Genomic DNA, 23,800 nt, shown 5'->3' with positions numbered 1-23,800 from the left:
TCAGCGCGGCAGACAGTCGCGGATGAGCGCCAGATCCAGATGCTTCTCCAGCATGTCGGCCAGCTTGTCGATATTGGCCTCGCGCAGCGCCGGATAGTCCAACGCTTCCGGCTCTTTCAGCCCCGCCCAGCGCAGGATGGCCTGGCAGGCGGCCGGTTCGTCCAGCACGCCGTGCAGATAGGTGGCGAAGATCTGGCCGTCTTCCGAGCGCGCGCCATCCACCGAGCCATCGTCAAACCGAACGGCGGGATGCGCCAGGGCCGGCCCCTGGCTCACCCCCATGTGGATTTCGTAGCCGGCGGCCTCGGCGTCGCCCAATGTCAGCCGGCCGCGCATCCGCGTCAGCCGCTTCTCCGGCGCCAGCGTGGTTTCCATGTCCAGCCAGCCCAGGCCGTCGCCGCTGCCCGGCTCGCCTTCCAATCCATCCGGATCGTGCAGCTTCTTGCCCAGCATCTGCAGGCCGCCGCAAATGCCCAGCACCTTGCCGCCGTAGCGCAGATGGCGGCGTATCGCCTCCTCCCAGCCTTGGGCGCGCAGCCAGGCGAGGTCCGCCAGCACGCTCTTGCTGCCGGGCAGCACGATCAGGTCGGCCGGCGGAATGGTTTCGCCTGCGCGCACCAGGGTGAACTCCACTTGCGGATGCAGGCGCAGCGGATCGAAATCGGTGTGATTGCTGACGCGCGGCGCGGCGGGCGCGGCCACGCGCAGCTTGTCGCCGCCGCCCGATGCGCCGCCGAGCTTGTCCAGACCCATGCTGTCCTCGGCCTCCAGGTGCAGGTCGTACAGATAGGGCAGCACGCCCAGCACCGGCTTGCCGGTGTGCTGCTCCAGCCAGTCGACGCCGGTCTTCAGCAACGACGGATCGCCGCGGAAACGGTTGATCACCAGGCCGACCACCCGGGCGCGCTCCGATTCGGACAGCAGCGCCAGCGTGCCGGCCAGGTGGGCGAACACGCCGCCGCGCTCGATGTCGGCCACCAGGATCACCGGGCAGTCCACAGCCTCGGCGAAGCCCATATTGGCGATGTCGCCGTCGCGCAGATTGATCTCGGCCGGGCTGCCGGCGCCTTCGGCGACGATGCATTGATACTGCTCGGCCAGCCGCGCGTGCGACTCCAGCACCGCCTGCATCGCGATGGGCTTGTAGCCGTGATAGCCGCGCGCCTCCATATTGCCGATGGCGCGGCCCTGGATGATCACCTGCGAGCCGGTGTGGCTGTTGGGCTTGAGCAGCACCGGGTTCATGTCGGTGTGCGGCTCCACGCGGCAGGCCAGCGCCTGCACCGCCTGCGAGCGGCCGATCTCGCCGCCGTCCGCCGTCACCGCGCTGTTCAGCGCCATGTTCTGCGGCTTGAACGGCGCCACCCGCACGCCGCGCCGGGCCAGCAAACGGCACAGGCCGGTGGCCAGCGCGCTCTTGCCGGCATCGGACGTGGCGCCCTGGATCATGATGGTTTTGGCGGTCATGGCGATCTCCCTGCGCATGGATGGCTGACAACGCTTAGAATGGCGGCTTGATTCATTCCGGCCGCCCAAAGCGCGACAGAATTGCGCATTGGATAATACTGAGCGGCGGCCGGCCATTATATAGGGCTGTTCGTTGAATTCCGCACTGTTTCTGCCGATCGCGCTGCTGCTGGACCGTCTGCTGGGCGAGCCGCCGCGCTGGCATCCGCTGGTCGGCTTCGGCCGGCTGGTCAAAGCCATGGAGCGGCTGGCCTACCCGGCCGCGCCACAGGCTGAGCCGGTCTGGCGGATGCGCTTGCGCGGCGCTGCAGCCATCGCGCTGCTGCTGACCCCGCCCACGCTGATCGCCTGGGGGCTGGCGAGGCTGCCGTGGCTGGGCGCCATCGTTCCCATCGCCCTGCTGTATCTGGCCGTCGGCGCTCGGAGCCTGGCCCAGCACGCCGAAGTGGTGCGAAAAGCCTTGGCCGACGGCGACTTGGCCCTGGCCCGTGAACGGGTGGGCTGGATAGTCAGCCGCGACACCAGCGAGCTGGATGAAGCCGGCGTGGCGCGCGCAACCATCGAATCGGTGCTTGAGAACGGCAGCGACGCCGTCTTCGCCGCGCTGTTCTGGTTTCTGGTTCTGGGCGCGCCCGGCGCGGTGTTGTATCGGCTGTCCAACACGCTGGACGCGATGTGGGGCTACAAGAACGATCGCTACCTGCACTTCGGCTGGGCCGCCGCCCGCTTCGACGACGCGCTGAACTATCTCCCGGCGCGGCTGGCCGCCCTAACCTATCTGCTGCTGGGCCATGCCGCCGACGGCTGGCGCTGCTGGCGCGCCCAGGCGCCTACCTGGTACAGCCCCAACGCCGGCCCGGTGATGGCGGCCGGCGCCGGCGCGCTGGGCGTCAGCCTGGGCGGCGGCGCGCGCTATCACGGCCAATGGAAGGAACGTCCGCCGCTCGGTTGCGGTCCCACCCCCACGCATGAAGACATCGGCCGCGCGGTGCGGCTGGTCAACCGGGGCATGTGGCTGTGGGCCGGGCTGTCGCTGGCGGCCGCCATCTTGATCGGAGCGATCCATGCTTGAACACGGAGGCGGCCTGCTGCGCGCCGCGGCCGAATACGGCATTCCGGCCGGCGACTGGCTGGACCTGTCCACCGGCGTCAATCCCAACGGCTGGCCGGTGCCGCCGCTGTCGGCCGACAGCTGGCTGCGGCTGCCGCAGAACGGCGACGGATTGGAAGCGGCGGCCGCCGACTATTACGGCAGCGACAAGCTGCTGGCCGTGGCCGGCTCCCAGCCGGCCATCCAGTTATTGCCCAGGCTGCGCGCGCCCTGCCGCGTCGGCATGCTGGCGCTGTGCTACGCCGAGCACCCCCACCACTGGCAGAAGCGCGGGCACCAGCTGTTCCGCCTGTCGCCGGATGAGCTGGCCGCCGGCATAGACCAACTGGACGTGGTGTTGCTGTGCAATCCCAACAACCCCACCGGCGACCGCTTCGATGCGGCGCTGCTGGAAAGCTGGCGGCAGCGGCTGGCCGCGCGCGGCGGCTGGCTGGTGGTGGACGAGGCGTTTCTGGACGCGGCCCCGGAGGACAGCATGCTGCCGCACATCGGCAAGCCGGGACTGATCGTGCTGCGCTCGATCGGCAAGTTCTTCGGCCTGGCCGGCGCGCGCGCCGGATTCGTCTTCGGCTGGCCGGAGCTGCTCCAGGCGCTGGCCGAGGAGCTGGGGCCATGGACGGTGGCCGGCCCAGCGCGCGAGGCGGTGAAGCTGGCGCTGCGAGATGTGGAATGGCAGCGGGACATGGCCAGCAAGCTGCAGCGCGACAGCTCAAGACTGCAACGCTGCCTGGAGCGGCACGGCCTGCCGCCGGCCGGCGGCTCCGAGCTGTTTCAATGGGTGCCGGATGCGCACAGCCTGGCGACGCACCGCTACCTGGCCGGCCGCGGCATCCTGACCCGCTACTTCGAATCCATCCCCAGCCTGCGCTTCGGCCTGCCCAAAACCGATCAGGACTGGGTGCGGCTGGAACAGGCGCTAGCGGACTGGAATCGGTTTTAATCAAAACTACTGATGTTCACAGCCCGGTTTTTGTCACGTATCATCCGATTCCATCATGACGGTGCCCCTAGAGGGTGAAACGGGAACGCGGTGAAAAACCGCGGCTGCCCCCGCAACTGTAAGCGCAGAGTCCACGCCTGACGCCACTGGCCCTTAGCAAGGTCGGGAAGGCGGCGCCCGGACGGCGACGCGCGAGCCAGGAGACCGGCCGTCATACGTGTCGACGCAAGCAGAAACCGGGCGGGGTGTACCGGGGGATACGCACAAGCTCCGCTCATGGATAAGAAGACGGAAGGATGTGCCCTCGCTTGCGCGACGAGTATCGTCTACGAGGGCACCATGCATCCATCCACCACGCTGTCCACGGGCCGCCGTCTGGCGCGCCACGCTCCCATACTCGCCGGGCTGATCCTGGCCAATCTGTTGGCCTGGGCCTGGGCCTTCGCCGCTTTCGCCGACCACCCGGCCCAGCTCGCCACCGCCCTGCTCGCCTATTTGTTCGGCCTGCGCCACGCGGTGGACGCCGACCATATCGCCGCCATCGACAACACCGTGCGCAAGTTGATGCAGGAAGGCCGCCACCCGTCGGCGGTGGGCCTGTTCTTCTCTGTCGGCCACTCCGCGGTGGTGGTCATCGCCGTGGCGCTGATCGTGTTCGCCGCCAGCGCCTTGCAAAGCCGCGTCACCGGCTTCAAGGAGATAGGCGGCGTCATCGGCACCAGCGTGTCGGCCTTCTTCCTGCTGGCGCTGGCGCTGATCAATCTGTCGTCCTTGCGCGCGGTCTGGGCGGCTTTCCGCCGCGCCCGCGCCGGCGAGCCCATCTGCGACGAGCAACTGAACCTGCTGCTGAACAACCGCGGCCTGATCGCGCGCATGCTGCGCCCGCTGTTCAAGATGGTGACCAAAAGCTGGCATATGTTGCCCATCGGTTTCCTGTTCGGCCTGGGCTTCGACACCGCCACCGAGATCGGCCTGTTCGCCATCGCCACCTCGCAAAGCGCCAACGGCGTGGCACTGTGGCACATCATGGTGTTCCCGGTGCTGTTCGCCGCCGGCATGGCGCTGGTGGACACGCTGGACAGCATGATGATGGTGGAAGTGTACGGCTGGGCCTTCATCAACCCGGTGCGCAAGCTCTGGTACAACCTGACCATCACCTTCGTCTCGGTCGTGGTGGCAGTCGGCATCGGCGGGCTGGAAGGCCTGGGCCTGCTGGTGGACAAGCTGCAGCTCAGCGGCGGCCTGTGGGATGTGATTGCCGCCCTCAACGACGACCTGGCCCATTTCGGCTATTTCGTGGTCGGCGTGTTCCTGTTCACCTGGCTCGCTTCCGCCGCCATCTACAAATGGAAGCGCTTCGACCAAATGGCCCCGGAGGCGCAATGAGAACGCACGACAAACACGTGCTGATGTGCACCGGCCCGCGCTGCACCCCTGACGGCGAGGGCTCGGAGGCGATGTTCCTGCACCTGGGCCGCACGATAGACGCCTGCGACGGTCTGCGCGCCAAGCGTACCCGCAGCCACTGCTTCGCCGTGTGCAAGGAGGGGCCGGTGATGGTGGTGTACCCGGACGGCGTCTGGTATCGCAAAGTCAGCGAAGCCGACGTCGAGCGCATCGTCTGCCAGCATCTGAAGGGCGGCGTCCCGGTTGAAGAGCTGGTGTTCCATAAAACCGGCAGCGGCGACATCGAAACGGAACCCCAGGCATGAGCGCCGAAATCGCACTATTGAGCCACGCCGGCACCGACCTCGCCGCGCTGTCGCGCGCGCGCTGGCCTGAGGATTTCCCCGCGGTCACCGGCATCGCGCTGCAAGGCATAACCGACGAGGCCGCGATGCGGGCGCTGCTGGACGGCCAGCTTGCCAGCGCCCGCGCCATCGTGCTGCGCGTGCTGGGCCGCGCCGACGCGATACCCGGCCTGGAGCGGCTGCTGGCCCACGCCCGCCGGCTGCAGGCCGCGGTCATCGTGGTCAGCGGCACCGGCGAGCCGGACCCGGAGCTGCAGGCGCTGTGCAGCGCGCCGGTATCGCTGCAGCAGGACGTCCACGCCTATCTGCAGGCCGGCGGCAGCGTCAACCTGGGCGAGATGATGCGCTGCCTGGCCGACAGGCTGCTGCTGACCGGCTTTGGCTACCAGAGCCCGCAGCCGCTGCCCGAGCACGGCGTCTACCACCCGGAGCTGGCCGCGCCCTGCTCGCTGGAAGATTGGCTCGAAATCCGCCATCCGGACTGGCCCACCGTCGGCCTGTGCTTCTACCGCGCCCACTGGCTGTCCGGCAACACCCGCTTCATCGATCTGCTGGTGGACTGCTTGGCCGAGCGCGGCGTCAACGCGCTGCCGGTGTTCACCTCGTCCTTGCGGACCATAGACCAGGGCGGCCTGCCGGCGGCGCTGACGCTGCTAGCCGATCCGCGCGCGAATGTTTCGCTGCTGATCAACACCACCTCGTTCGCGATGGGCGACATCAACAACGACGGCCCCACCCAGCCCGGCTGGGCGGTGGAGGCTTCGGACCAACTGGATCTGCCGGTGCTGCAAGCCATCACCAGCAGCATGACCCGCGAGCAATGGGAAGCGTCCGACCGCGGCTTCAACCCGCTGGACACAGCGATGAACGTCGCGCTGCCTGAATTCGACGGCCGCATCATCGGCGTGCCGCTGAGCTTCAAGCAGCCGGCCGAGGCCGGCCAGGCCGAGCAATACGCGCCGCTGCCGGACCGCGCCCGCCGCCTGGCCGGCATCGCCGCGCGCTTGGCGCGGCTGCGCCATCTGGAAAATGCCGGCAAGCGCATCGCCTTCATCTTCACCAACTCCAACAGCAAGGCCTCGCAGATAGGCAACGCAGTGGGCCTGGATTCGCCCGCGTCTCTATACGCTATGCTGCGCGGCATGCAAGGCCGCGGCTACCGGATGGATCCGCTGCCGCCGGACAGCGACGCGCTGATGCACGAGCTGATAGACCGCGGCGCTTACGACCAGGACTATCTAAGCGCCGAGCAGATGAAAAACGCCGCCGCCCGCGTGCCGGCCCAGCGCTACCAGGCCTGGTTCGACGAGCTGCCTGAGGCGCTGCGCGACAAGATGCTGCAGCGCTGGGGCCAGCCGCCGGGCGGCGCCTACGTCGACGGCGACGAACTGGTATTCTCTGGCCTGGATTACGGCAATGTCTTCGTCGCGCTGCAGCCGCCGCGCGGCTACGGCATGGACCCGGACGCCATCTACCACACGCCGGACCTGCCGCCCACTCACCACTACTACGCGCTGTACCGCTGGCTGCGCGACGACTGGCGGGCCGACGCCATCGTCCACGTCGGCAAGCACGGCACGCTGGAATGGCTGCCGGGCAAGGGCGTGGGCCTGTCGCAGAATTGCTTCCCGGACGCGCTGTTGGGCGACATGCCGCTGTTCTACCCCTTCATCGTCAACGATCCGGGCGAAGGCTCACAGGCCAAGCGCCGCGGCCACGCGGTGATCATCGACCACCTGACGCCGACGATGACCACCGCCGACAGCTACGGCCCGCTGGCGCAGCTGACCCAGCTGGTGGATGAGTACTACCAGGTGGAACTGCTGGACCCGAACAAGCTGCCGCTGCTGCAGCAGCAGATCTGGGACCTGATCAAGGAGGCCAAGCTCGACACCGACCTGGCCGCGATGCTGAAGCACGACCATGATCACGATCACGATCACGAGCATCACCACGATCATGACCATAGCCACGACCACCCGCATGGCGGACACCAGCACGCGCCCGCCGCCGTCCACGGCAAGTACCGGGCGCAGGCGGCCAAGCCGGCGGCCGCGATGAAGCCGGCGGCGGCCGCGGCGGCGAAATACCGCCCAGCCAAGGCCGCGCACAGCCACGATCATGGACACCATCATCACCATCATGGCGACCACGACCATCACCACGGCCACCATGACCACCATCATCATGATCATCACAGCCACGACCACCACGACCATGACCACGATTGGGACGACACGCTGAACGAGGACGGCGTGCCCTTGAGCCTGGCCAAGATGGATGGCGTGGACGTCGCCCACCTGATCGAGGACATAGACGGCTATCTGTGCGAACTGGGCGCGGCGCAGATCCGCGACGGCCTGCACGTGCTCGGCAACGCGCCGCAGGGCGAGGCGCTGGTCGACATGCTGCTGGCGCTGACCCGGCTGCCCAATCTGGGCATCCCCGGCCTGCCCGCCAGCGTGGCGGCGGCCTGCGGCGGCGACTGGCCGCTGTGGCAGCAGGACCAGGGCAAGCGGCTGGCCGAAGCCCCCGCGTCCTTGCAAGCGTTGGCCGGCCAGGCGCTGGTCACCCGCGCCGACGCCCATGACGCGGTGATGAAGCTGGCGCGCGCGCTGATCGCCGATTTGGCCGCGCGCGGCTACCACGCCGCCGCCATCCCGGCCGCCGTCGAAAACATCCTGCCCGGCATCGAGCCGCATGCCGATCTGGAGCGGGTGCTGAACTTCGTCTGCGCCGAACTGTGCCTGAAGCTCGCCCGCACCGCCGAGGAGATAGACAATCTCTTGCGCGGCCTGGAAGGCGGCTACGTGCCGGCCGGCCCCAGCGGCGCGCCGACGCGCGGCATGGCCCACATTCTGCCCACCGGCCGCAATTTCTATTCGGTGGACCCACGCAGCCTGCCCTCGCAAGCCGCCTGGCGCATAGGCGACGGCTTGGCGCGCGAGATGCTGGCCCGCCATCTGAAGGAAACCGGCCAGTATCCGGAATCGGTCGCCATCAGCGTGTGGGGCACCAGCGCGATGCGCACCCATGGCGACGACATCGCCGAAATCCTGTCGCTGCTCGGCGTCAAGCCGCGCTGGCAGCAGGAAAGCCGCCGCGTGCAGGGGCTGGAAGTGATCCCCTTGGCCGAGCTGGGCCGGCCGCGCATCGACGTCACCGTGCGCATCAGCGGCTTCTTCCGCGACGCCTTCCCCCACCTGATTGCGCTGGTGGACGAGGCGGTGCACACCGTGGCGCGGCTGGACGAGCCGGCGGAGCAGAACTTCCTGCGCAAGCACTACCTGGCCGACCTGAAGAACGAACTCTTAGGCAAGCTGCCCGACTCCGACGCGCAGTCGCTGTACCGCGTGTTCGGCGCCAAACCGGGCAGCTACGGCGCCGGCATCCTGCCGCTGATCAACGAGCAGAACTGGCAGAACGACGCCGATTTCGCCACCGCCTATGTCAACTGGGGCGGCTACGCCTACGGCCGCGCGGCCAACGGCGCCGACGCCCGCGACGCGCTGCGCCATCGGCTGGCGGGCGTGGAAGTCGCCCTGCACAACCAGGACAACCGCGAACACGACATCTTCGACAGCGACGACTACCTGCAATACCACGGCGGGATGATCGCGACGATACGCAGCCTCAGCGGCCGCCAGCCGCGCGCCTTCTTCGGCGACAGCCACAATCCGGAAGCGCCAGCCGTGCGCGGTCTGAAAGAGGAAGTGCTGCGGGTGTTCCGCTCGCGGGTGGCCAACCCGAAGTGGATAGCCGGCATCCAGAAGCACGGCTACAAGGGCGCGCTGGAGCTGACCGCCACCGTCGATTACCTGTTCGGCTACGACGCCACCGCCCAGGTGGTGGACGACTGGGTCTATGAACAACTGGCGCAAAGCTACGCGCTGGACCCGGCGATGCAGCAGTTCTTCGCCGACAGCAACCCGTGGGCGCTGAACGCCATCACCGACCGCCTGCTGGAAGCCGCGCAGCGCCAACTGTGGGCGGAGCCGGACCCGGACACGCTGGCCGCCCTGCGCCAGCTGCACCTGGATAGCGAAGCGCTGCTGGAAGCGCGCGGAGAAAACAAAGCATGAGCCCGATTTACCCCTTCGCCGCCATCGTCGGCCAGGAACAACTGAAGCAGGCGCTGCTGATCTGCGCCGTCGACCCGACGGTCGGCGGCGTGCTGGTGCGCGGCGACAAGGGCAGCGCCAAGAGCACCGCCGCGCGCGGCCTGGCCGCCGTGCTGCCGGCGATACGCCGGGCGACCGGCTGCGGCTACAACTGCGAGCCCGACCATCCGCTGCCGCTGTGCCCGGTGTGCTCCGGCGACGCGCGCGCGCTGCATGACGGCCCGGTGCCCTTCATCAACCTGCCGCTGGGCGCCACCGAGGACCGCGTGCTGGGCAGCCTGGACTTCGAAAAGGCGCTGCAGGGCGGCAAGCAGGCGTTCAAGCCCGGCCTGTTGGCGGCGGCCCACCGCGGCATGCTCTACATCGACGAAGTGAACCTGCTGGCCGACCACCTGGTCGACGTGCTGCTGGACGCCGCCGCGATGGGCGTCAACACCGTCGAGCGCGAGGGCCTGGCGGTCAGCCACCCGGCGCGGGTGACGTTGCTTGGCACCATGAACCAGGAAGAAGGCGATTTGCGGCCGCAGTTGCTGGACCGCTTCGGCCTGATGGTGGACGTGGCCGCGCCGCGCGAGCCCGCCCTGCGCGCCGAGGTGGTGCGCCGCCGCCTGGCCTTCGAGGCCGACCCAGCCGGCTTCGCCGCCCAATGGCAAACCGACAGCGAAGCGCTGCGCGCCAACATCGCCGCCGCGCGCGCGCTGCTGCCGCAAACCCGGCTCAGCGATAGCCTGTTCCACTTCGTCAGCGAGCTGTGCTGCGAATTCGACGTCAGCAGCCTGCGCGCCGACATCGTGCTGAACAAGGCCGCCCGCGCGCTGGCCGCGCTGGACGGCCGCGCCGACGCCAGCGCCGAAGACATCCGCGACGCCGCCCGGCTGGTGCTGCCGCACCGCCGCCGCCGCAAACCGTTCGAGCAAAGCGGGCTGGACCAGGACAAGCTGGAGCAGATGACGCGGCAGGCGTCCAACCCGCCCCCTCCGCCGCCTCCTTCTCCGCAGGAACAGAATCACACCCAGCCGCCGCCGGACGCAGACGGCGAGCAGGAGCCGAATCCTGCCAGCCATGGTTCGGAACAAATCTTCGCCGCCGCGCCGGCCGGCGACATCGCCCGCATCCGCGTCCAGGCGCCCTCGTCCGGCGACGCGGCCGGCCGCCGCAGCGACGGCGCCAGCCGCCAGCGCGGCCATTACGTGCGCGCAGAGGCCAACCCACAGCCGGCCCAGCTGGCGCTGGATGCCACGCTGCGCCACGCGCTGCTGCGCGATCCGGACAACTTCGCCGTCACCCGCGCCGACCTGCACGACAAGGTGCGCGTCGCCAAGCAGGGCAATCTGATTCTGCTGGTGGTGGACGCCTCGGGATCGATGGCCGCGCGCCAGCGGATGGAGCAGGTCAAGGGCACGGTACTAAGCCTGCTGGAAGACGCCTACCGCCGCCGCGACCAAGTGGCGCTGATCGCCTTCCGCGGCCAGCAGGCCGAACTGCTGCTGCCGCCGTGCAACCGCGTCGAACAGGCCGAGCTGGCATTGCGCGAGCTGCCCACCGGCGGCCGCACGCCGCTGGCGCACGCGCTGGCGCTGGCCGCCGACACGCTGTCCCGCCAACTGGGCGGCCCGGCCCCACTGCTGGTGATCCTGAGCGACGGCCGCGCCAATGTGGCGCTGGATGGCGACGGCGACCCGTGGCGGCAGGCGCTGGACCTGGCCGGCCAGCTGGCCGGCGCGCCGGCGCTGGTGCTGGACACCGAACAGGACTTCGTCCGCCTGGGCCGCGCCCGCGAGCTGGCCGAGGCGCTGGGCGCGGAATACCTGGCTTGCGACGCCCTCACCGGCGAGCAGCTGACATTGACGATTCAACAAAGACTGGGCCGCTGAGATGACGGGCAAGGTTTACCTGATAGGCGCCGGCCCCGGCGACCTGGACATGCTGACGCTGAAGGCCGCGCGTTGCCTGAAACTGGCCGACGTGGCGCTGGTGGACGATCTGGTGCATCCGGACATTCGTTCCATGCTGCGGCCGGACGCCGAAATCGTGCCGGTAGGCAAGCGCGGCGGCTGCCCGTCGACACCGCAGGCGGCCATCGAGCAGCGGATGATAGACGAGGCCCGCGCCGGCAAGACGGTGGCGCGCCTCAAGGGCGGCGACCCCTTCGTCTTCGGCCGCGGCGGCGAGGAAATGCTGACGCTGCAAGCGGCCGGCGTCGAGGTGGAGATCGTCAACGGCCTCAGCGCCGGCCTGGCGGTGCCGGCCACGCTGGGCATTCCGTTGACCCATCGCCATTTCGTCCACGGCGTGACCTTCGTCTCCGGCCATCCGCACCAGGACGGCGACGAGCCGAACTGGCAGGCGCTGGCGCAAAGCGGCATGACGCTGGTGATCTATATGGGCGTCAAGCGGCTGCCCTGGATCCGCGCGGAGCTGCTGCGCCACGGCCTGAAACCCGACACCCCGGCGGCGGCGATAGAAAACGGCACGCTGCCGCAGCAGCGCCAAGTGCTGAGCACGCTGGACGCGCTGGAACAAGACATGCGCGCGGCCGGCATCCACAGCCCGGCGCTGATCGTCATCGGACCGACGGTGGCGCTGGCGTCCTGTAGTCCGTCCGCCGCCAATGAAACAACCAAGGAATACGCATGATCATCTGCATAGGCGCCGGCCCCGGCGACATCGGCTACCTGCCGCAGCGCTCGGCCCAACTGATACGCGAGGCCGACGTGGTGGCTGGCTTCAACGCGGTGGTGGACGTGGTCCGCCCGCTGATCCCCGACAGCGCCGAAGTGATCCAGATGGGCTACCGCGACCAGGTGGCCCAGCTGGACATCGTCGCCGAGCGCCACCATGCCGGCAAAAAGTGCGTGGTGGTGTTCATGGGCGACATCCACTTCAGCGGCTTCCAGTACCTGGAGCGGGTGGAGCGCGCCTGCGGCCACCCGGTGGAAACGATACCCGGCATCTCGTCGGCGCAGATCCTGGCCTCGCGCGGCAAGGTGTGCTTCGACGAAACCAGCTTCATCACCTTCCACCGCCGCGGCGACCTGACGCCGTTCAAGCGCCACCTGGTGCACGTGCTGCAGGACGGCCGCAACGCCATCGTCATCCCCTGCCCGTGGGATGAGGCGCGCTCCTTCATGCCCTGGCACATCGCCGCCTATCTGCTGGAAAACGGCATCCCGGCCGGCCAGCCGGTGGAAGTGTGGGAAAACCTGACCCGCAACGAGGCGGCATGGCGCGGCACGCTGGCCGAATGCGCCGAGCAGCGCTTCTCCGACATGAGCATCATGCTGATCCGCACGCTCGCGCCGATGGACAGCCAGATCGAGCCGACCCACAAATGAGCCAATCAGACTACGCCATCGTATTGGCCGGCCACGGCAGCCGCGACCCGGACGGGGTGAACGAGTTCATGCAGCTGGTGGACGCGCTGAAGGCGCGCGCCGGCGTGCGCCCCGTCGCCCACGGTTTTCTGGAGTTCGCCCGTCCGACGATAGACGAGGCGGTGGAACAGGTAATCGCCGCCGGCGCCAAAACCGTGGTGATGGTGCCCGGCGTGCTCTTGGCCGCCACCCACGCCAAGAACGACATGCCCAGCGAGCTATTGGCGCTGCAACAGACGCATCCGGGCGTCGATTTCCACTTCGGCGCGGCGCTGGACCTGCATCCGCGGCTGCTGGCGCTGTGCCGCCAGCGCATCGTCGAGGCCGAAGCCGCGTCGCCGCACACCATCTCGCGCAACGACGCCTGTCTGGTCGTGGTCGGCCGCGGCACCTCGGACCCGGACGCCAACTCCGAAATCTCCAAGCTGGCGCGGATGCTGGAGGAAGGCCTGGGCTTCGCCGCGTCTTTCGTCTGCTACTCCGGCACCGCCAAGCCGCTGGTGGCCGACGGCCTGCGCGCCGCCGCCATGCTGGGCTACCGCCGCATCGTGGTGCTGCCCTACTTCCTGTTCGACGGCGTGCTGGTCAAGCGCATCTACGGCGCGGCGGCGGACCTGGCGGCGCGCCACCCGGAAATCGAGGTGCTGAGCGCCGGCTACCTAGGCCCGGACCCGCAAGTGGCCGAGGTATTCCTGGAGCGCGCGCAGGAAGGCGTGGAAGGACGCGCGGCGATGAACTGCGCGCTGTGCAAGTACCGGGTGCAGATCGTCGGCTTCGAGCAGCAGGTGGGCGAGCCGCAGCGCGGCCACCACGGCAAGGTGCGCGGCCTGCTGGAACGCGAGCCAACCGCCAATCAGCCGCCGGCCTGGAAACGCTACACCCCGCATCCGATCGAAGCCGAAAGCATGCGCATCATAGACGAAGGCCGCGACTGGTCGGCCTTCCCGGCCGAACAGCGCACCGCGCTGATGCGGCTGGTGCACACCACCGGCGACTTCAACAGCGTGGACGACCTGTTCTTCTCGGCCGGCGCTTGCGAAACCGGCATGCGCGCGCTGCTGCGCTGCCGCCGCGTGGTCACCGACGTCACCATGGTGGAAACCGGCCTCAAGCGCGAGGTGCTGCGCCAGCTGGAAGTGGAAACCTGGTGCGGCGTGCACGACGAGGAAACCCGGCTCTTGGCCGAAGCCAGCGGCCTCACCCGCTCCGCCGCCGGCATCCGCCGGGCGTGGCAGAAATTCGGCAACGACTGCGTGGTGGCGATAGGCGACGCGCCGACCGCCATCCGCGAGGTAGTGCGGCTGGTGCGCGATCACGGCTGGCGGCCGCAGTTGGTCGTCGGCCTGCCGGTGGGCTTCGTCGGCACCCGCGAATGCAAGGAAGAGCTGCGCGCGCTGCTGCAAGTGCCGCGCATCACCAACCGCGGCACCCGCGGCGGCTCGCCGTGGGCGGCCACCGTGGTCAACGCGCTGATGATAGACGCGATCGAACACGTTCATCAGCAGCAGCAACGGGAAGAATGAGCCCGGTGCGCCAGCCCTACGACCTCGCCGCCCCCGCGCCCAACGGCATGCGCCGCGGCCGCACCACCGGCAGCTGCGCCACCGCCGCCGTCAAGGCGGCGCTGATGCTGCTGCTGGACGGCATCGACGCCGACGAGGTCTTCATCAGCCTGCCGGACCCGGACTTCTACCTGGCGGTGCCGGTAGAGAACGTGGCCTGGCTGGACGAAAACACCGTGCGCGCCGAAGTGCTGAAGTACGCCGGCGACGACCCCGACAACACCGACGGCGCGACGATCTTCGCCGAGGTAAGGATAAACGGCAGCGGCGCGCTGCGTTTCCTGGCCGCGCCCGGCGTCGGCATGGTCACCCAGCCCGGCCTGCGCATCCCGCCCGGCGAGCCGGCGATCAACCCGGTGCCGCGGCAGATGATGCGGATGGCGGTGGATGAAGCGCTGGCCGGCCGGCCCGACCCCGGCATCGACCTGGCGATAGGCTGCGTCGACGGCGACAAGATCGCCAAGCGCACCTTCAACCCGATGCTGGGCATCGTCGGCGGCATCTCGATCCTGGGCACCAGCGGCATCGTCGAGCCGATGTCGCAGGCGGCGTGGATCGCGTCGATCGAGGTTTATGTGCGGGTGGCGCTGGGCGAGCTGCCGACTGCCATCGCCTTCACCCCCGGCAAGATAGGCCGCGGCTACGCCGCCGACAGGCTGGGGCTAGCCAAGAAACAGGTTGTCCAGATCGCCAACTTCGTCGGCGACTCGCTGGACTTCGCCGAATCGGTGCTGATCGAGCAGGGCCGCATCCTGGACACGCTGTGGGTGCTGGGCCACCCGGGCAAGATCGCCAAGCTGTTGGACGGCGTATGGGACACCCATTCCGGCAAGAGCGGCATGGCGATGGACGCCGTCGCCGACGTAGCAGCCGACCTGGGCCATGCGCCCGAACTGGTGGCGCAAATCAAACAAGCGAATACCGTGGAGAACGTAGTGCAGATCATGAGCAGCCAGCCGGACGCGCGCGGCTACTGGATGGAAATAGAACGCCGCACCGCGGCGCGGATGGCGGCCAAGGTGCCCAGCGTGCGGCAAGTGGCGGTGCGCCTCTTTAGCATGGACGGCACCCCGCTGGGAGAAGCCGCATGAAGCTGGGCACGCTCATAGGCATAGGCGTGGGCCCCGGCCCGGCCGGGCTGATTCCGGTGGCGGCGCTGGCCGCGCTGCGCGAGGCCGACATCGTCTACCTGCCGCGCGCGACGTCCAGCGACACGTCTGTCGCCCGACTATGCCTGGCCGGGCTGGAATTGGACGAGAGCCGCTTCCGCGAAATCGAGTTCGAAATGAATCCGGACCGCGGCGCGCTGTCGCGCCATTACGGCGCGCTGGCCGAGCGACTGGCCGCCGAACTGAAAACCGGCCGGAACGTCGCCTACCTGACCATAGGCGACTCGATGACTTACTCCACCTATGGCTACCTGCTGGCGGCGCTGCGCGAAATGCTGCCGCAGCTGGAGACGCAGACCTTCCCCGGTGTCACCAGCTTCGCCGCCACCGCGTCGGCCTTGTCCTGGCCGCTGGGCGAAGGCAAGGAACGCATCCTGATCCTGCCCTGCCCCGACGACATGGCCGAGCTGCAAGCCGATATCGACAGCCACGACATCGTGGTGCTGATGAAGATAGGCAAACGGCTGCCGGACGTGCTGGCGCTATTGAACGATATGGGCATCGCCCAGCTGTGCGCCTTCGCCCGCCGCATCGGCCTGCCCGGCGAAGTGCTGTGCGCCGACGCCTCGCAATTGACGGCCGACGCCAGCGGCTACCTCGCCACCATGCTGATCCGCAAGACAGCCAGAGAAAGACGCCATTCATGAAAGTGTATTTCATCGGCGCCGGCCCCGGCGCCGCCGACCTGATCACGCTGCGCGGCAGCCGCCTGCTGGGCGCGGTGCCCATGGTGCTGTACGCCGGCTCGCTGGTGCCGGCCGAGATGCTGAGCCACTGCCGCCCGGACGCCGAAATCCACGACACCGCCGAGCTGAACCTGGACCAGCAGGAAGCGCTGTACCGCCGCGCCCAAGCCGAGGACAAAGACGTGGCGCGGCTGCACTCCGGCGACCCGGCCATCTACGGTGCCACCAACGAACAGATGTGCCGGCTGGAAGCGCTGGGCATCAAATATGAGGTCGTCCCCGGCGTGTCCTCGTTCACCGCCGCCGCCGCCGCATTGGGCAGCGAATTGACCCGGCCCGAGGTGTCGCAATCCATCATCCTCACCCGCACCAGCGGCCGCGCCAGCGCGGTGCCGGAGACCGAGTCCATCGCCAGCTTCGCCGCCCACCGCGCGACGATGTGCATCTTCCTATCCGGCCAGCGGCTGAAACAGACCGTCGCCGACCTGTCGCTGCACTACCCGCCCAGCACCCCGGTGGCGCTGGTGCGCCGCGCCAGCTGGCCGGACCAATCCGTCCACCGCTCCACGCTGGGCAAGATGCTGTCCGAGGTGAAGCAGAAAGACTGGCTGCTGACCACGCTGCTGTTGGTGGGCGAGGCGCTGTCGCGCGAAGGCGGCGTCGAATCCAGCCTGTACGCGGCCGGCTTCACCCACATCTTCCGCGACGGCGACGAACGCAAGACCAAGCGGGCCAGCCTGCGGAAAGAAAACCAGGCATGAGCCGCGCCGTGTGGCTGGTGCGTGCCGAGGCGCTGCCCTTGGGCCAAAAGCTGGCATCGGCGCTAGACGCCAAGCTATACCAGCCGTGGCTGGATGCGGATGCCAGCGGCCGCGAGCAATTTCGCGCCGCCTTCCACCTGCACAGCCACTGGGTGCTGGTGATGGCCAGCGGCATCGCCGTCCGCTATCTGGATGGCCTGCCGCAAAGCAAATACAGCGACCCGGCAGTGGTGGTGATGGACGAAGCCGCCCGCTTCGCCATCCCGCTATTGTCCGGCCACGAAGGCGGAGCGAATGACCTTGCCTACGAAGCGGCGCGGCTGACCGGCGCCATCCCGGCCGTCACCACCGCGACAGAAGCGATCAAGCCGCTGACGCTGGGCATCGGCTGCCGCCGCGGCAAAAGCGCCGAAGCCATCGAACAAGCGGTATCGCAAGCCTTGGCCGGCCGGCCGCTGTCCGACGTGCGCGAAGTGGCGACCATAGACCTGAAGGCCGACGAAGCCGGCTTGTTGGCATTCTGCGCCCACCACGCGCTGCCGCTGCGCGTCATCGCCCGCGAAGACGTCGCCGCCCGCGGCTGGACCGGCGCGCCGTCGGACTGGGTTCGGCGGAACGTCGGCGTCGACGGCGTGTGCGAGCCGTGCGCGCTGATCGCCAGCCCGCGGGGGAGGTTGATCGTGCCCAAGATGGCATTGGATGGGGTGACGGTGGCGGTAGTGGAGGATGGGCCAATTGTTTGAGTTCAAAAAACAAGCTGTGCCTGCTTTGCAGGCATCATTTAGGGGCAGTTCCACCGCCAGGGGCAAGGGGGGCTGCGCGGCCAGCCCCCCTTGCAGCCCCCAGGCCGCCCCTACGTGCCGCGAACCCCCAGGAAAAACGCGGTCGGCAAGGCACCGCCGAACGTCGCCGCGCGCTAGCGTCGCGCGGCTCAAACAGACGGCGGCTTAAAACCTTGCCGACCGCGTTTTTCCCGGCGCGTCCCGAAGGGGACGACTCGGCGTATCGTCAATGTTTTGCGCAACCAGAAGGTTATCAATGGCGCAGTCCACATGGGCAAACCCAGCGCTTATCTATTCATGCGTCACAAATAAATGCAACGGTAGCAATCCTAGCAAAGGATGAAATGTCGGTGGCGCACCCCCACTCCCCTTTGGCGCGCGCCGGTAAAAATCAGGCTGGCAAGGTTTTAAGCTGCCGCTTGTTTGAGCCGTGCGACGCTAGCGCGCGGCGAGTTCGGCAGCGCCTTGCCAGCCTGATGTTTGCCGGAAATTCGCGCGACGCAGGGGCGGCCTGGGGTTGTAAGGGCGCTGGCCGCGCAGCCCCCTTACCCGCCCACCGGGCGGAACCACACATCAACAGCGCCAAAACAATTACAGAATGCAAAATTAAGAGAACACATCCATGACCGGCAAACTCTACCTCGTCTCGGTCGGCCCCGGCCGCGCCGAACTGATCCCCGACCTTGCCCGCCAGGCGCTGGCCGCGAGCGACGTGATCGTCTCCTACGACCTCTACCTGACCTGGGTGCAACCATGGATCGCCGGCAAGGACATCCGCACGCTGCCGCTGACCCAGGAGCGCGAACGCGCGCAGCTGGCCCTGGACGAAGCCCGCGCCGGCAAGACCGTGGCCTTGCTGTCCAGCGGCGACATCGGCGTCTACGCGATGGCCACGCTGGCCTACGAAGACATGCGCGAGGACGATAGCTTCGACGTGCAGCTGATCCCCGGCATCACCTCGGCCAACTCCTGCGCGTCGCTGCTCGGCGCGCCGCTGTCGCACGACTTCGCCACGCTGAGCCTGTCCGACCTGCTGTGCCCGTGGGAGTGGATCGAAACCCGCGCCCGCCACATCGCCCAGGCAGACCTGGCGGTGGTGTTCTACAACGTGCAAAGCCGCCAGCGCCAGGAGGGCGTCTACCGCATCCTGGACATCATGCTGGAGCACAAAAAGCCTGAGACATTGTGCGGCATCGTCCGCAACGCCTACCGCGAAGACCAGGCGGTGGAAATCGTCACCCTGGCCGAGCTGCGCACCCGCCGCTTCGACATGCTGACCAGCATCGTCATCGGCAACCGCTTCACCCGCCGCAAGCGCAACTGGATGTTCACCCCGCGCGGCTACTTCAACTGGGACAACACCAGCGACACGGTGAAGGCCGACGCGCTGCCCGCCGGCGCCGCCTGGGTGTTTTCCGGCACCAGCGACGGCAACGCGCTGTCGCGCGCCATCGCCGAAACCGGCCGCGCGGTGGTGGTCAGCAGCGCCAGCGATTACGGCAACGAGCAAGCGCAGCAGGCCGTGCCCGGCGTCGCCACCGTCAGCGGCCGGCTGGGCGTGGAGCGCCGCCGCGAGCTGCTGTCCGGCAGCAGGGCTTCGGCCATCGTCGACGCCACCCACCCCTACGCCAGCGAGATGTCGCAGCAGCTGATGGCGCTGGCCGAGGAACTGGCCCTGCCCTATCTGCGCTACGAACGGCCGGCCAGCGGCAGCGCGCATCCGGTGATCCGCTGCGCCGACAGCGATGCAGCCGCCAGAATGGCGATGGCGAAAGGACACCGCATATTTCTCGCCACCGGCAGCAAGGAGCTGCACCGCTTCCTCTCCGCCGACGCGGAGCACAAACATCAATGGTTCGTGCGGCTGGCGCCGGACCCGCAGCACCTGCAGCGGGCGCTGGACTTAGGACTCCCGCGTTCGCGCATCTGCGCGATGCAAGGCCCGTTCTCGCAGGCCGCCAACGAGGCGCTGTGGCGCGACTGGGGAATCGACTGCGTGATCAGCAAGGACGGCGGCGAGGCCGGCGGTTTCGACGCCAAGGCCGCGGCCGCGGCGGCGCTGGGCATCCCGTTCATCGTCATCGACCGGCCGCAACTGGACTACCCGCAATCTTTCGACGATTTCGAGTCCGTGCTGGCGGTCCTGCCGCAGGGAGGCCAGGCATGAGCGCGCCGCGCCTTCCCGTCACCGTGCTGACCGGTTTCCTCGGCGCCGGCAAGACCACGCTGCTGTCCAAGCTGCTGGAAAACAACAAGCAACGCCGGCTGGCGATACTCGTCAACGAGTTCGGCGAGGTGTCGATAGACGGCGGGCTGCTGCGCGACGCCGACGCCGGCGGCGTGGAAATCCACGACCTCGCCAATGGCCTGGTCGCCTACGACGACGACGCCGACTTCCTGCCCACCATGCTGGCGCTGTGGCAGCGCCGCCAGCAGATCGACCACGTGCTGATCGAAACCTCCGGCCTCGCGCTGCCCAGCGCGGTGATGGCGCAGCTGCAAAGCGAGGCGCTGGCGCCCTATTTCGTGCTGGACGCGACGCTGGCGGTGGTCGACACCCCGCTGCTGCTGGCCGGCCACTTCTCCCCGGCCGGCAACGGCGGCGAGGCCGACGCGGTGGCGGAACTGTTCGACCAGCAGCTGGGCCACGCCGACATCGTGGTGCTGAACAAGATAGACGCGCTGTCCGCAGATGAACTGCTGGCGGCGGAGGAAACCGTGCGCCGGCAGGCGCCGTCGATCCGCTTCATCGAACTGGCCTATCAAGCCAGGCTGGACACCCGGCTGACGCTGGGCCTGCATCTGCACGAGGCCGCGCCGGCCGCGCACCGCCATTACGGCCCGGTGGCCAGCATGCCGGGGCTGGCGATGCGGCCGCTGGCCAACCAAACTTTGCTCGATGGCCACAGCCACGGCGGCCAGGCCGCGCACAGCCACGGCCTGTCCACCCACAAGCATTTCCACGAGCAGGACCCAGGCTGGCAATCGTTCATGATACGCAGCAAGGAGCCGCAGCATGCCGACAAGCTGGCCGCGGCGCTGGAGGCCATCGCCCGCGAGGAGCCGCTGCTGCGCATCAAGGGCTTCGCCGCCTGCGCCGACGGCCCCGGCCGGCTGCTGGCCCAAGGCGTGCGCAAGCGCATCGAACTGAGCCGCGACGAGGCGCTGGCCGCGCCACGCCAGGCGCAGCTGGTGTTCATCGGCTACCACCCCAGCCGCCCGCGCGTGGTGGCCTTGCTGCGCGACATCACCGGCGCGCACTGGAGCTAGGCGGTGAGCGCATTGGAACTATGCGGCCTGGACTGGTCGCCCGATCCGCGCTGCGCGCCGGAAGAGCGGCTGCTGCGCGGCATCGCGCTCACCGTCCGGCCCGGCGAGTTCGTCGGCGTCATCGGCCCCAACGGCAGCGGCAAGACCAGCACGCTGCGCTGCGCCTTCCGCTTCAACCAGCCGCTGGCCGGCGAGGCCAGGCTGGACGGCGCCGACATCTGGCGCCAGTCCGCCGCCGCCTTCGCCCGCCGCGTGGCGGTGGTGCTGCAGGAGTTCCCGGAGGACTTCGGCCTGACCGTGCGCGAGGCCGCGGAGATGGGCCGCATCCCGCACCAGTCGCTGCTGCGCGGCGCGCCAGCGGACGATGCCGACATCGTCGACGACGCCTTGCGCCAGGTGGGGCTGCTGGAGCGGCAACACCAGTCCTTCGCCACGCTGTCCGGCGGCGAGAAGCAGCGCGCGCTGCTGGCGCGGGCGCTGGCGCAACAGCCGGAACTGCTGATCCTGGACGAGCCGACCAATCACCTCGACCTGCGCCACCAGCTGTCGCTGCTGCGCCTGGTGCGCCGGCTGGGCATCGCCGCCGTCGCCACCCTGCACGACCTCAACCTGGCGGCCGCCTTCTGCGACCGCCTGTACGCGCTGCAAGAGGGCCGCATCGTCGCCAGCGGCAGTCCGGCCGAAGTCCTGACTGCCGACCTGCTGCGCGAGGTATTCGGCGTGCGGGCGCTGATAGACGCGCACCCGCTGGCCGGCCACCCCCGCATCACCCTGATCACCGAAGAGCATAGCCATGAGATTTGACTTTCCCCTGCTGCTGGCCGCCGGCCTCGCCGCCCTGTCCGCCGTCCAGGCGCACGCCGGCCATTACCCGCTGACCGTCCAGAGCTGCAACCGCCAGGTGACTTTCCAGCGCGCGCCCGAACGCGCGGTCAGCCACGACATCAACATGACCGAGATGATGGTGGCGCTGGGCCTGCAAAAACGCATGGCCGGCTATAGCGGCATCAGCGCCTGGAACAAATTGAATGCCCCATTGAAGCAGGCGCTGGGCGCGTTGCCGGAGCTGGCCGGCGACTACCCGTCGGCCGAGGCCTTGCTGGCGCGCCGCGCCGACTTCTTCTTCGCCGGCTGGGATTACGGCATGCGTGTCGGCGGCCCGGTGACGCCGGCTTCGCTGGCGCCCTTGGGCATCAATGTCTATGAATTGAGCGAATCCTGCGCCCACGTGATGAAGCGCCCGGCGGCCAGCCTTGCCGACGTCTACCGCGACATCGGCAACCTCGGCCGCATCTTCGACGTGGAGCCGCGCGCGCAAAAAGTCATCGCCGAGATGCGCGCCAAAGTGGACAGCGCGTCCGCCCGCGTCGCCAAGCGCCAGGCCACGCCGTCGGTCTTCGTCTACGACAGCGGCGAAGACCGCCCCTTCAGCGCCGGCCGTCTGGCGATGCCCAACGCGCTGATCCAGGCCGCCGGCGGCCGCAACATCCTGGACGACGTCGACGCCAGCTGGACCCGGGTGAATTGGGAAACGGTGATCGCCCGCAACCCGCAGGCCATCGTCATCATCGACTACGGCAAGGTGACCGCGCAGCAGAAGATCGCCTTCCTGCGCAACCACCCGGCGCTGGGCAAGCTGGACGGCGTGAAGAACCAGCGCTTCATCGTGCTGCCCTATGACAGCGCGACGCCTGGCATCGCCAATGCCGACGCGGTGGTGGCGCTGGCGCGCGGCCTGCATCCGCAGGCCTTCGCCCGGTGAGCGCGCCCGCCTTCGCGCGCGGCCCGGCGCCGCTGCCGCCCATTCTTCTGGCGCTGCTGGCGGCGCTGGCCGCCTCGGTGCTGCTGACCGTGGGCCTGGGCCCCGCGCCGGTCGGCCTGGCCGATAGCTGGTCCATCCTGCTGCATCAGCTGGGCGCGCCGGTCGCCCCCGCCTGGCAGCCCGGCCAAGACCTGATCGTCTGGCAGCTGCGGCTGCCGCGGGTGCTGCTGGGCGGCCTGGTCGGCGCCGGCCTCGCGCTGGTGGGCGCGGTGCTGCAGGCGGCCACCCGCAACAAGCTGGCCGACCCGCACCTGCTGGGCGTCAGCTCCGGCGCCACGCTGGGCGCGGTGTCGGTGCTGCTGTTCACCGGCAACCTGGCCGGCAGCCTCACCTTGCCGCTGGCGGCTTTCGCCGGCGCGCTGCTCAGCACCGCGCTGGTGATGGCGGTCGCGCTGCGCCAGCGCCGGCTGCAGGCCGAACGACTGCTGCTGGCCGGCGTGGCGGTGTCCTTCTTCATGATGGCGCTGGCCAATCTGCTGATCTACCTGGGCGACCACCGCTCCACCTCGTCGGTGTTGTTCTGGATGCTGGGCGGCCTGGGCCAGGCGCGCTGGGAACTGCTGCCGGTGCCGGCGCTGGCGCTGGGTTCCGGCCTGTTGGCGCTGGCCGCGCTGGGCCGCCCGCTCAATGCGCTGATGGCGGGCGAACAGACCGCCGTCACGCTGGGCATACAGGTGTCGCGGCTGCGCCTGGCGGTGTTCGCCGTCTCCTCGCTGATGACCGGCGTGATGGTGGCGGTCAGCGGCGCGATAGGCTTCGTCGGCCTGATGATTCCGCACATCGCCCGCCGCTTCGTCGGCGCCGACCACCGCCGGCTGCTGCCGGTGTGCGCGCTGTCCGGCGCCATTTTCCTGATCTGGGTGGACGCCGCCGCGCGCACGCTGATCGCGCCGGAGGACATCCCGGTAGGCGTCGGCACCGCGGCGATAGGCGGCGCCTTCTTCATCTGGCTGATGCGCGCGCGCTGAGCCGCCGCTTCGCCAT

The 23,800-nt window shown here is 68.9% G+C and carries 19 protein-coding genes and 1 riboswitch; of the genes, 18 read left to right on the top strand and 1 reads right to left on the bottom strand.

Annotation, left to right across the window (positions count from 1 at the left end):
* A complete protein-coding gene (locus MY55_RS04225) occupies positions 1-1,467 on the bottom strand; it encodes a cobyric acid synthase (protein ID WP_065202085.1) in 1,467 nt (488 codons plus the stop codon).
* Between the two features lie 133 nt (positions 1,468-1,600).
* On the opposite strand from MY55_RS04225, the gene cbiB reads away from it, so the two are divergent.
* The 18 genes from cbiB (at position 1,601) to MY55_RS04135 (ending at position 23,784) form a co-directional block, all read left to right on the top strand.
* Positions 1,601-2,539: an adenosylcobinamide-phosphate synthase CbiB gene (gene cbiB / locus MY55_RS04220; RefSeq protein ID WP_047244293.1), complete on the top strand. Its 939-nt coding sequence runs from the start codon at positions 1,601-1,603 to the stop codon at positions 2,537-2,539.
* Entirely contained in the window at positions 2,532-3,518 is a 987-nt protein-coding gene (cobD, locus tag MY55_RS04215; protein ID WP_043574082.1) for a threonine-phosphate decarboxylase CobD, read from the top strand. Before cbiB ends, cobD begins: the two co-directional genes overlap by 8 nt.
* A gap of 42 nt (positions 3,519-3,560) precedes the next feature.
* A riboswitch (cobalamin riboswitch) is annotated at positions 3,561-3,745 on the top strand.
* A gap of 112 nt (positions 3,746-3,857) precedes the next feature.
* A complete protein-coding gene (locus MY55_RS04210; protein ID WP_065202015.1) occupies positions 3,858-4,904 on the top strand; it encodes a HoxN/HupN/NixA family nickel/cobalt transporter in 1,047 nt (348 codons plus the stop codon).
* The gene (locus MY55_RS04205; protein WP_043574087.1) at positions 4,901-5,230 is read left to right on the top strand and encodes a (2Fe-2S) ferredoxin domain-containing protein; all 330 of its coding nucleotides are present in this window, start codon (positions 4,901-4,903) and stop codon (positions 5,228-5,230) included. Before MY55_RS04210 ends, MY55_RS04205 begins: the two co-directional genes overlap by 4 nt.
* Positions 5,227-9,351, top strand: a complete 4,125-nt coding sequence (locus tag MY55_RS04200) for a cobaltochelatase subunit CobN (RefSeq protein ID WP_065202014.1) — start codon at positions 5,227-5,229, stop codon at positions 9,349-9,351. Before MY55_RS04205 ends, MY55_RS04200 begins: the two co-directional genes overlap by 4 nt.
* Positions 9,348-11,264: a putative cobaltochelatase gene (locus MY55_RS04195; protein ID WP_065202013.1), complete on the top strand. Its 1,917-nt coding sequence runs from the start codon at positions 9,348-9,350 to the stop codon at positions 11,262-11,264. Before MY55_RS04200 ends, MY55_RS04195 begins: the two co-directional genes overlap by 4 nt.
* A gap of 1 nt (position 11,265) precedes the next feature.
* Complete coding sequence (gene cobA, locus MY55_RS04190) at positions 11,266-12,027, top strand: uroporphyrinogen-III C-methyltransferase (protein WP_065202012.1); 762 nt, start codon at positions 11,266-11,268, stop codon at positions 12,025-12,027.
* The gene (locus MY55_RS04185) at positions 12,024-12,725 is read left to right on the top strand and encodes a cobalt-precorrin-7 (C(5))-methyltransferase (RefSeq protein ID WP_065202011.1); all 702 of its coding nucleotides are present in this window, start codon (positions 12,024-12,026) and stop codon (positions 12,723-12,725) included. Before cobA ends, MY55_RS04185 begins: the two co-directional genes overlap by 4 nt.
* Positions 12,722-14,287 (top strand): precorrin-8X methylmutase, encoded by a 1,566-nt coding sequence (locus MY55_RS04180; protein ID WP_065202010.1) that lies wholly within the window; start codon positions 12,722-12,724, stop codon positions 14,285-14,287. Before MY55_RS04185 ends, MY55_RS04180 begins: the two co-directional genes overlap by 4 nt.
* Positions 14,284-15,417, top strand: a complete 1,134-nt coding sequence (gene cbiD / locus MY55_RS04175) for a cobalt-precorrin-5B (C(1))-methyltransferase CbiD (RefSeq protein ID WP_047244300.1) — start codon at positions 14,284-14,286, stop codon at positions 15,415-15,417. The genes MY55_RS04180 and cbiD overlap by 4 nt, the downstream gene beginning before the upstream one ends.
* Entirely contained in the window at positions 15,414-16,142 is a 729-nt protein-coding gene (gene cobI / locus MY55_RS04170; protein WP_065202009.1) for a precorrin-2 C(20)-methyltransferase, read from the top strand. The genes cbiD and cobI overlap by 4 nt, the downstream gene beginning before the upstream one ends.
* Positions 16,139-16,942 carry a precorrin-4 C(11)-methyltransferase gene (gene cobM / locus MY55_RS04165; RefSeq protein WP_065202008.1) on the top strand — a complete coding sequence of 268 codons (804 nt, stop codon included), beginning with the start codon at positions 16,139-16,141 and terminating at the stop codon, positions 16,940-16,942. The genes cobI and cobM overlap by 4 nt, the downstream gene beginning before the upstream one ends.
* Positions 16,939-17,685: a cobalamin biosynthesis protein gene (locus tag MY55_RS04160; protein WP_065202007.1), complete on the top strand. Its 747-nt coding sequence runs from the start codon at positions 16,939-16,941 to the stop codon at positions 17,683-17,685. The genes cobM and MY55_RS04160 overlap by 4 nt, the downstream gene beginning before the upstream one ends.
* Before the next feature lie 661 nt (positions 17,686-18,346).
* Positions 18,347-19,891: a precorrin-3B C(17)-methyltransferase gene (cobJ, locus tag MY55_RS04155; RefSeq protein ID WP_065202006.1), complete on the top strand. Its 1,545-nt coding sequence runs from the start codon at positions 18,347-18,349 to the stop codon at positions 19,889-19,891.
* Positions 19,888-20,994, top strand: coding sequence for a CobW family GTP-binding protein (locus MY55_RS04150; RefSeq protein ID WP_065202005.1), 1,107 nt, complete (start codon positions 19,888-19,890; stop codon positions 20,992-20,994). Before cobJ ends, MY55_RS04150 begins: the two co-directional genes overlap by 4 nt.
* A gap of 3 nt (positions 20,995-20,997) precedes the next feature.
* Positions 20,998-21,798, top strand: a complete 801-nt coding sequence (locus tag MY55_RS04145) for an ABC transporter ATP-binding protein (protein WP_065202004.1) — start codon at positions 20,998-21,000, stop codon at positions 21,796-21,798.
* Positions 21,788-22,756 carry an ABC transporter substrate-binding protein gene (locus tag MY55_RS04140; protein ID WP_047237273.1) on the top strand — a complete coding sequence of 323 codons (969 nt, stop codon included), beginning with the start codon at positions 21,788-21,790 and terminating at the stop codon, positions 22,754-22,756. Before MY55_RS04145 ends, MY55_RS04140 begins: the two co-directional genes overlap by 11 nt.
* On the top strand, positions 22,753-23,784 hold the full coding sequence (locus MY55_RS04135; RefSeq protein ID WP_047237274.1) for a FecCD family ABC transporter permease: 1,032 nt from the start codon (positions 22,753-22,755) through the stop codon (positions 23,782-23,784). The genes MY55_RS04140 and MY55_RS04135 overlap by 4 nt, the downstream gene beginning before the upstream one ends.
* The last annotated feature ends 16 nt before the right edge of the window (positions 23,785-23,800 follow it).

The sequence above is a fragment of the Chromobacterium subtsugae genome (assembly GCF_001676875.1).
Taxonomy (GTDB): domain Bacteria; phylum Pseudomonadota; class Gammaproteobacteria; order Burkholderiales; family Chromobacteriaceae; genus Chromobacterium; species Chromobacterium subtsugae.
The sequence above is the reverse complement of the archived record's forward strand: the minus strand, read 5'-3'. Positions and strand labels throughout refer to the sequence as shown.

What these genes read in the sequence shown, in the direction of transcription:
- MY55_RS04225 (WP_065202085.1), bottom strand. Translation starts at nt 1,467, where the DNA reads ATGACCGCCAAAACCATCATGATCCAGGGCGCCACGTCCGATGCCGGC.
- cobD (WP_043574082.1), top strand. Translation starts at nt 2,532, where the DNA reads ATGCTTGAACACGGAGGCGGCCTGCTGCGCGCCGCGGCCGAATACGGC.
- MY55_RS04210 (WP_065202015.1), top strand. Translation starts at nt 3,858, where the DNA reads ATGCATCCATCCACCACGCTGTCCACGGGCCGCCGTCTGGCGCGCCAC.
- MY55_RS04205 (WP_043574087.1), top strand. Translation starts at nt 4,901, where the DNA reads ATGAGAACGCACGACAAACACGTGCTGATGTGCACCGGCCCGCGCTGC.
- MY55_RS04200 (WP_065202014.1), top strand. Translation starts at nt 5,227, where the DNA reads ATGAGCGCCGAAATCGCACTATTGAGCCACGCCGGCACCGACCTCGCC.
- MY55_RS04195 (WP_065202013.1), top strand. Translation starts at nt 9,348, where the DNA reads ATGAGCCCGATTTACCCCTTCGCCGCCATCGTCGGCCAGGAACAACTG.
- cobA (WP_065202012.1), top strand. Translation starts at nt 11,266, where the DNA reads ATGACGGGCAAGGTTTACCTGATAGGCGCCGGCCCCGGCGACCTGGAC.
- MY55_RS04185 (WP_065202011.1), top strand. Translation starts at nt 12,024, where the DNA reads ATGATCATCTGCATAGGCGCCGGCCCCGGCGACATCGGCTACCTGCCG.
- MY55_RS04180 (WP_065202010.1), top strand. Translation starts at nt 12,722, where the DNA reads ATGAGCCAATCAGACTACGCCATCGTATTGGCCGGCCACGGCAGCCGC.
- cbiD (WP_047244300.1), top strand. Translation starts at nt 14,284, where the DNA reads ATGAGCCCGGTGCGCCAGCCCTACGACCTCGCCGCCCCCGCGCCCAAC.
- cobI (WP_065202009.1), top strand. Translation starts at nt 15,414, where the DNA reads ATGAAGCTGGGCACGCTCATAGGCATAGGCGTGGGCCCCGGCCCGGCC.
- cobM (WP_065202008.1), top strand. Translation starts at nt 16,139, where the DNA reads ATGAAAGTGTATTTCATCGGCGCCGGCCCCGGCGCCGCCGACCTGATC.
- MY55_RS04160 (WP_065202007.1), top strand. Translation starts at nt 16,939, where the DNA reads ATGAGCCGCGCCGTGTGGCTGGTGCGTGCCGAGGCGCTGCCCTTGGGC.
- cobJ (WP_065202006.1), top strand. Translation starts at nt 18,347, where the DNA reads ATGACCGGCAAACTCTACCTCGTCTCGGTCGGCCCCGGCCGCGCCGAA.
- MY55_RS04150 (WP_065202005.1), top strand. Translation starts at nt 19,888, where the DNA reads ATGAGCGCGCCGCGCCTTCCCGTCACCGTGCTGACCGGTTTCCTCGGC.
- MY55_RS04140 (WP_047237273.1), top strand. Translation starts at nt 21,788, where the DNA reads ATGAGATTTGACTTTCCCCTGCTGCTGGCCGCCGGCCTCGCCGCCCTG.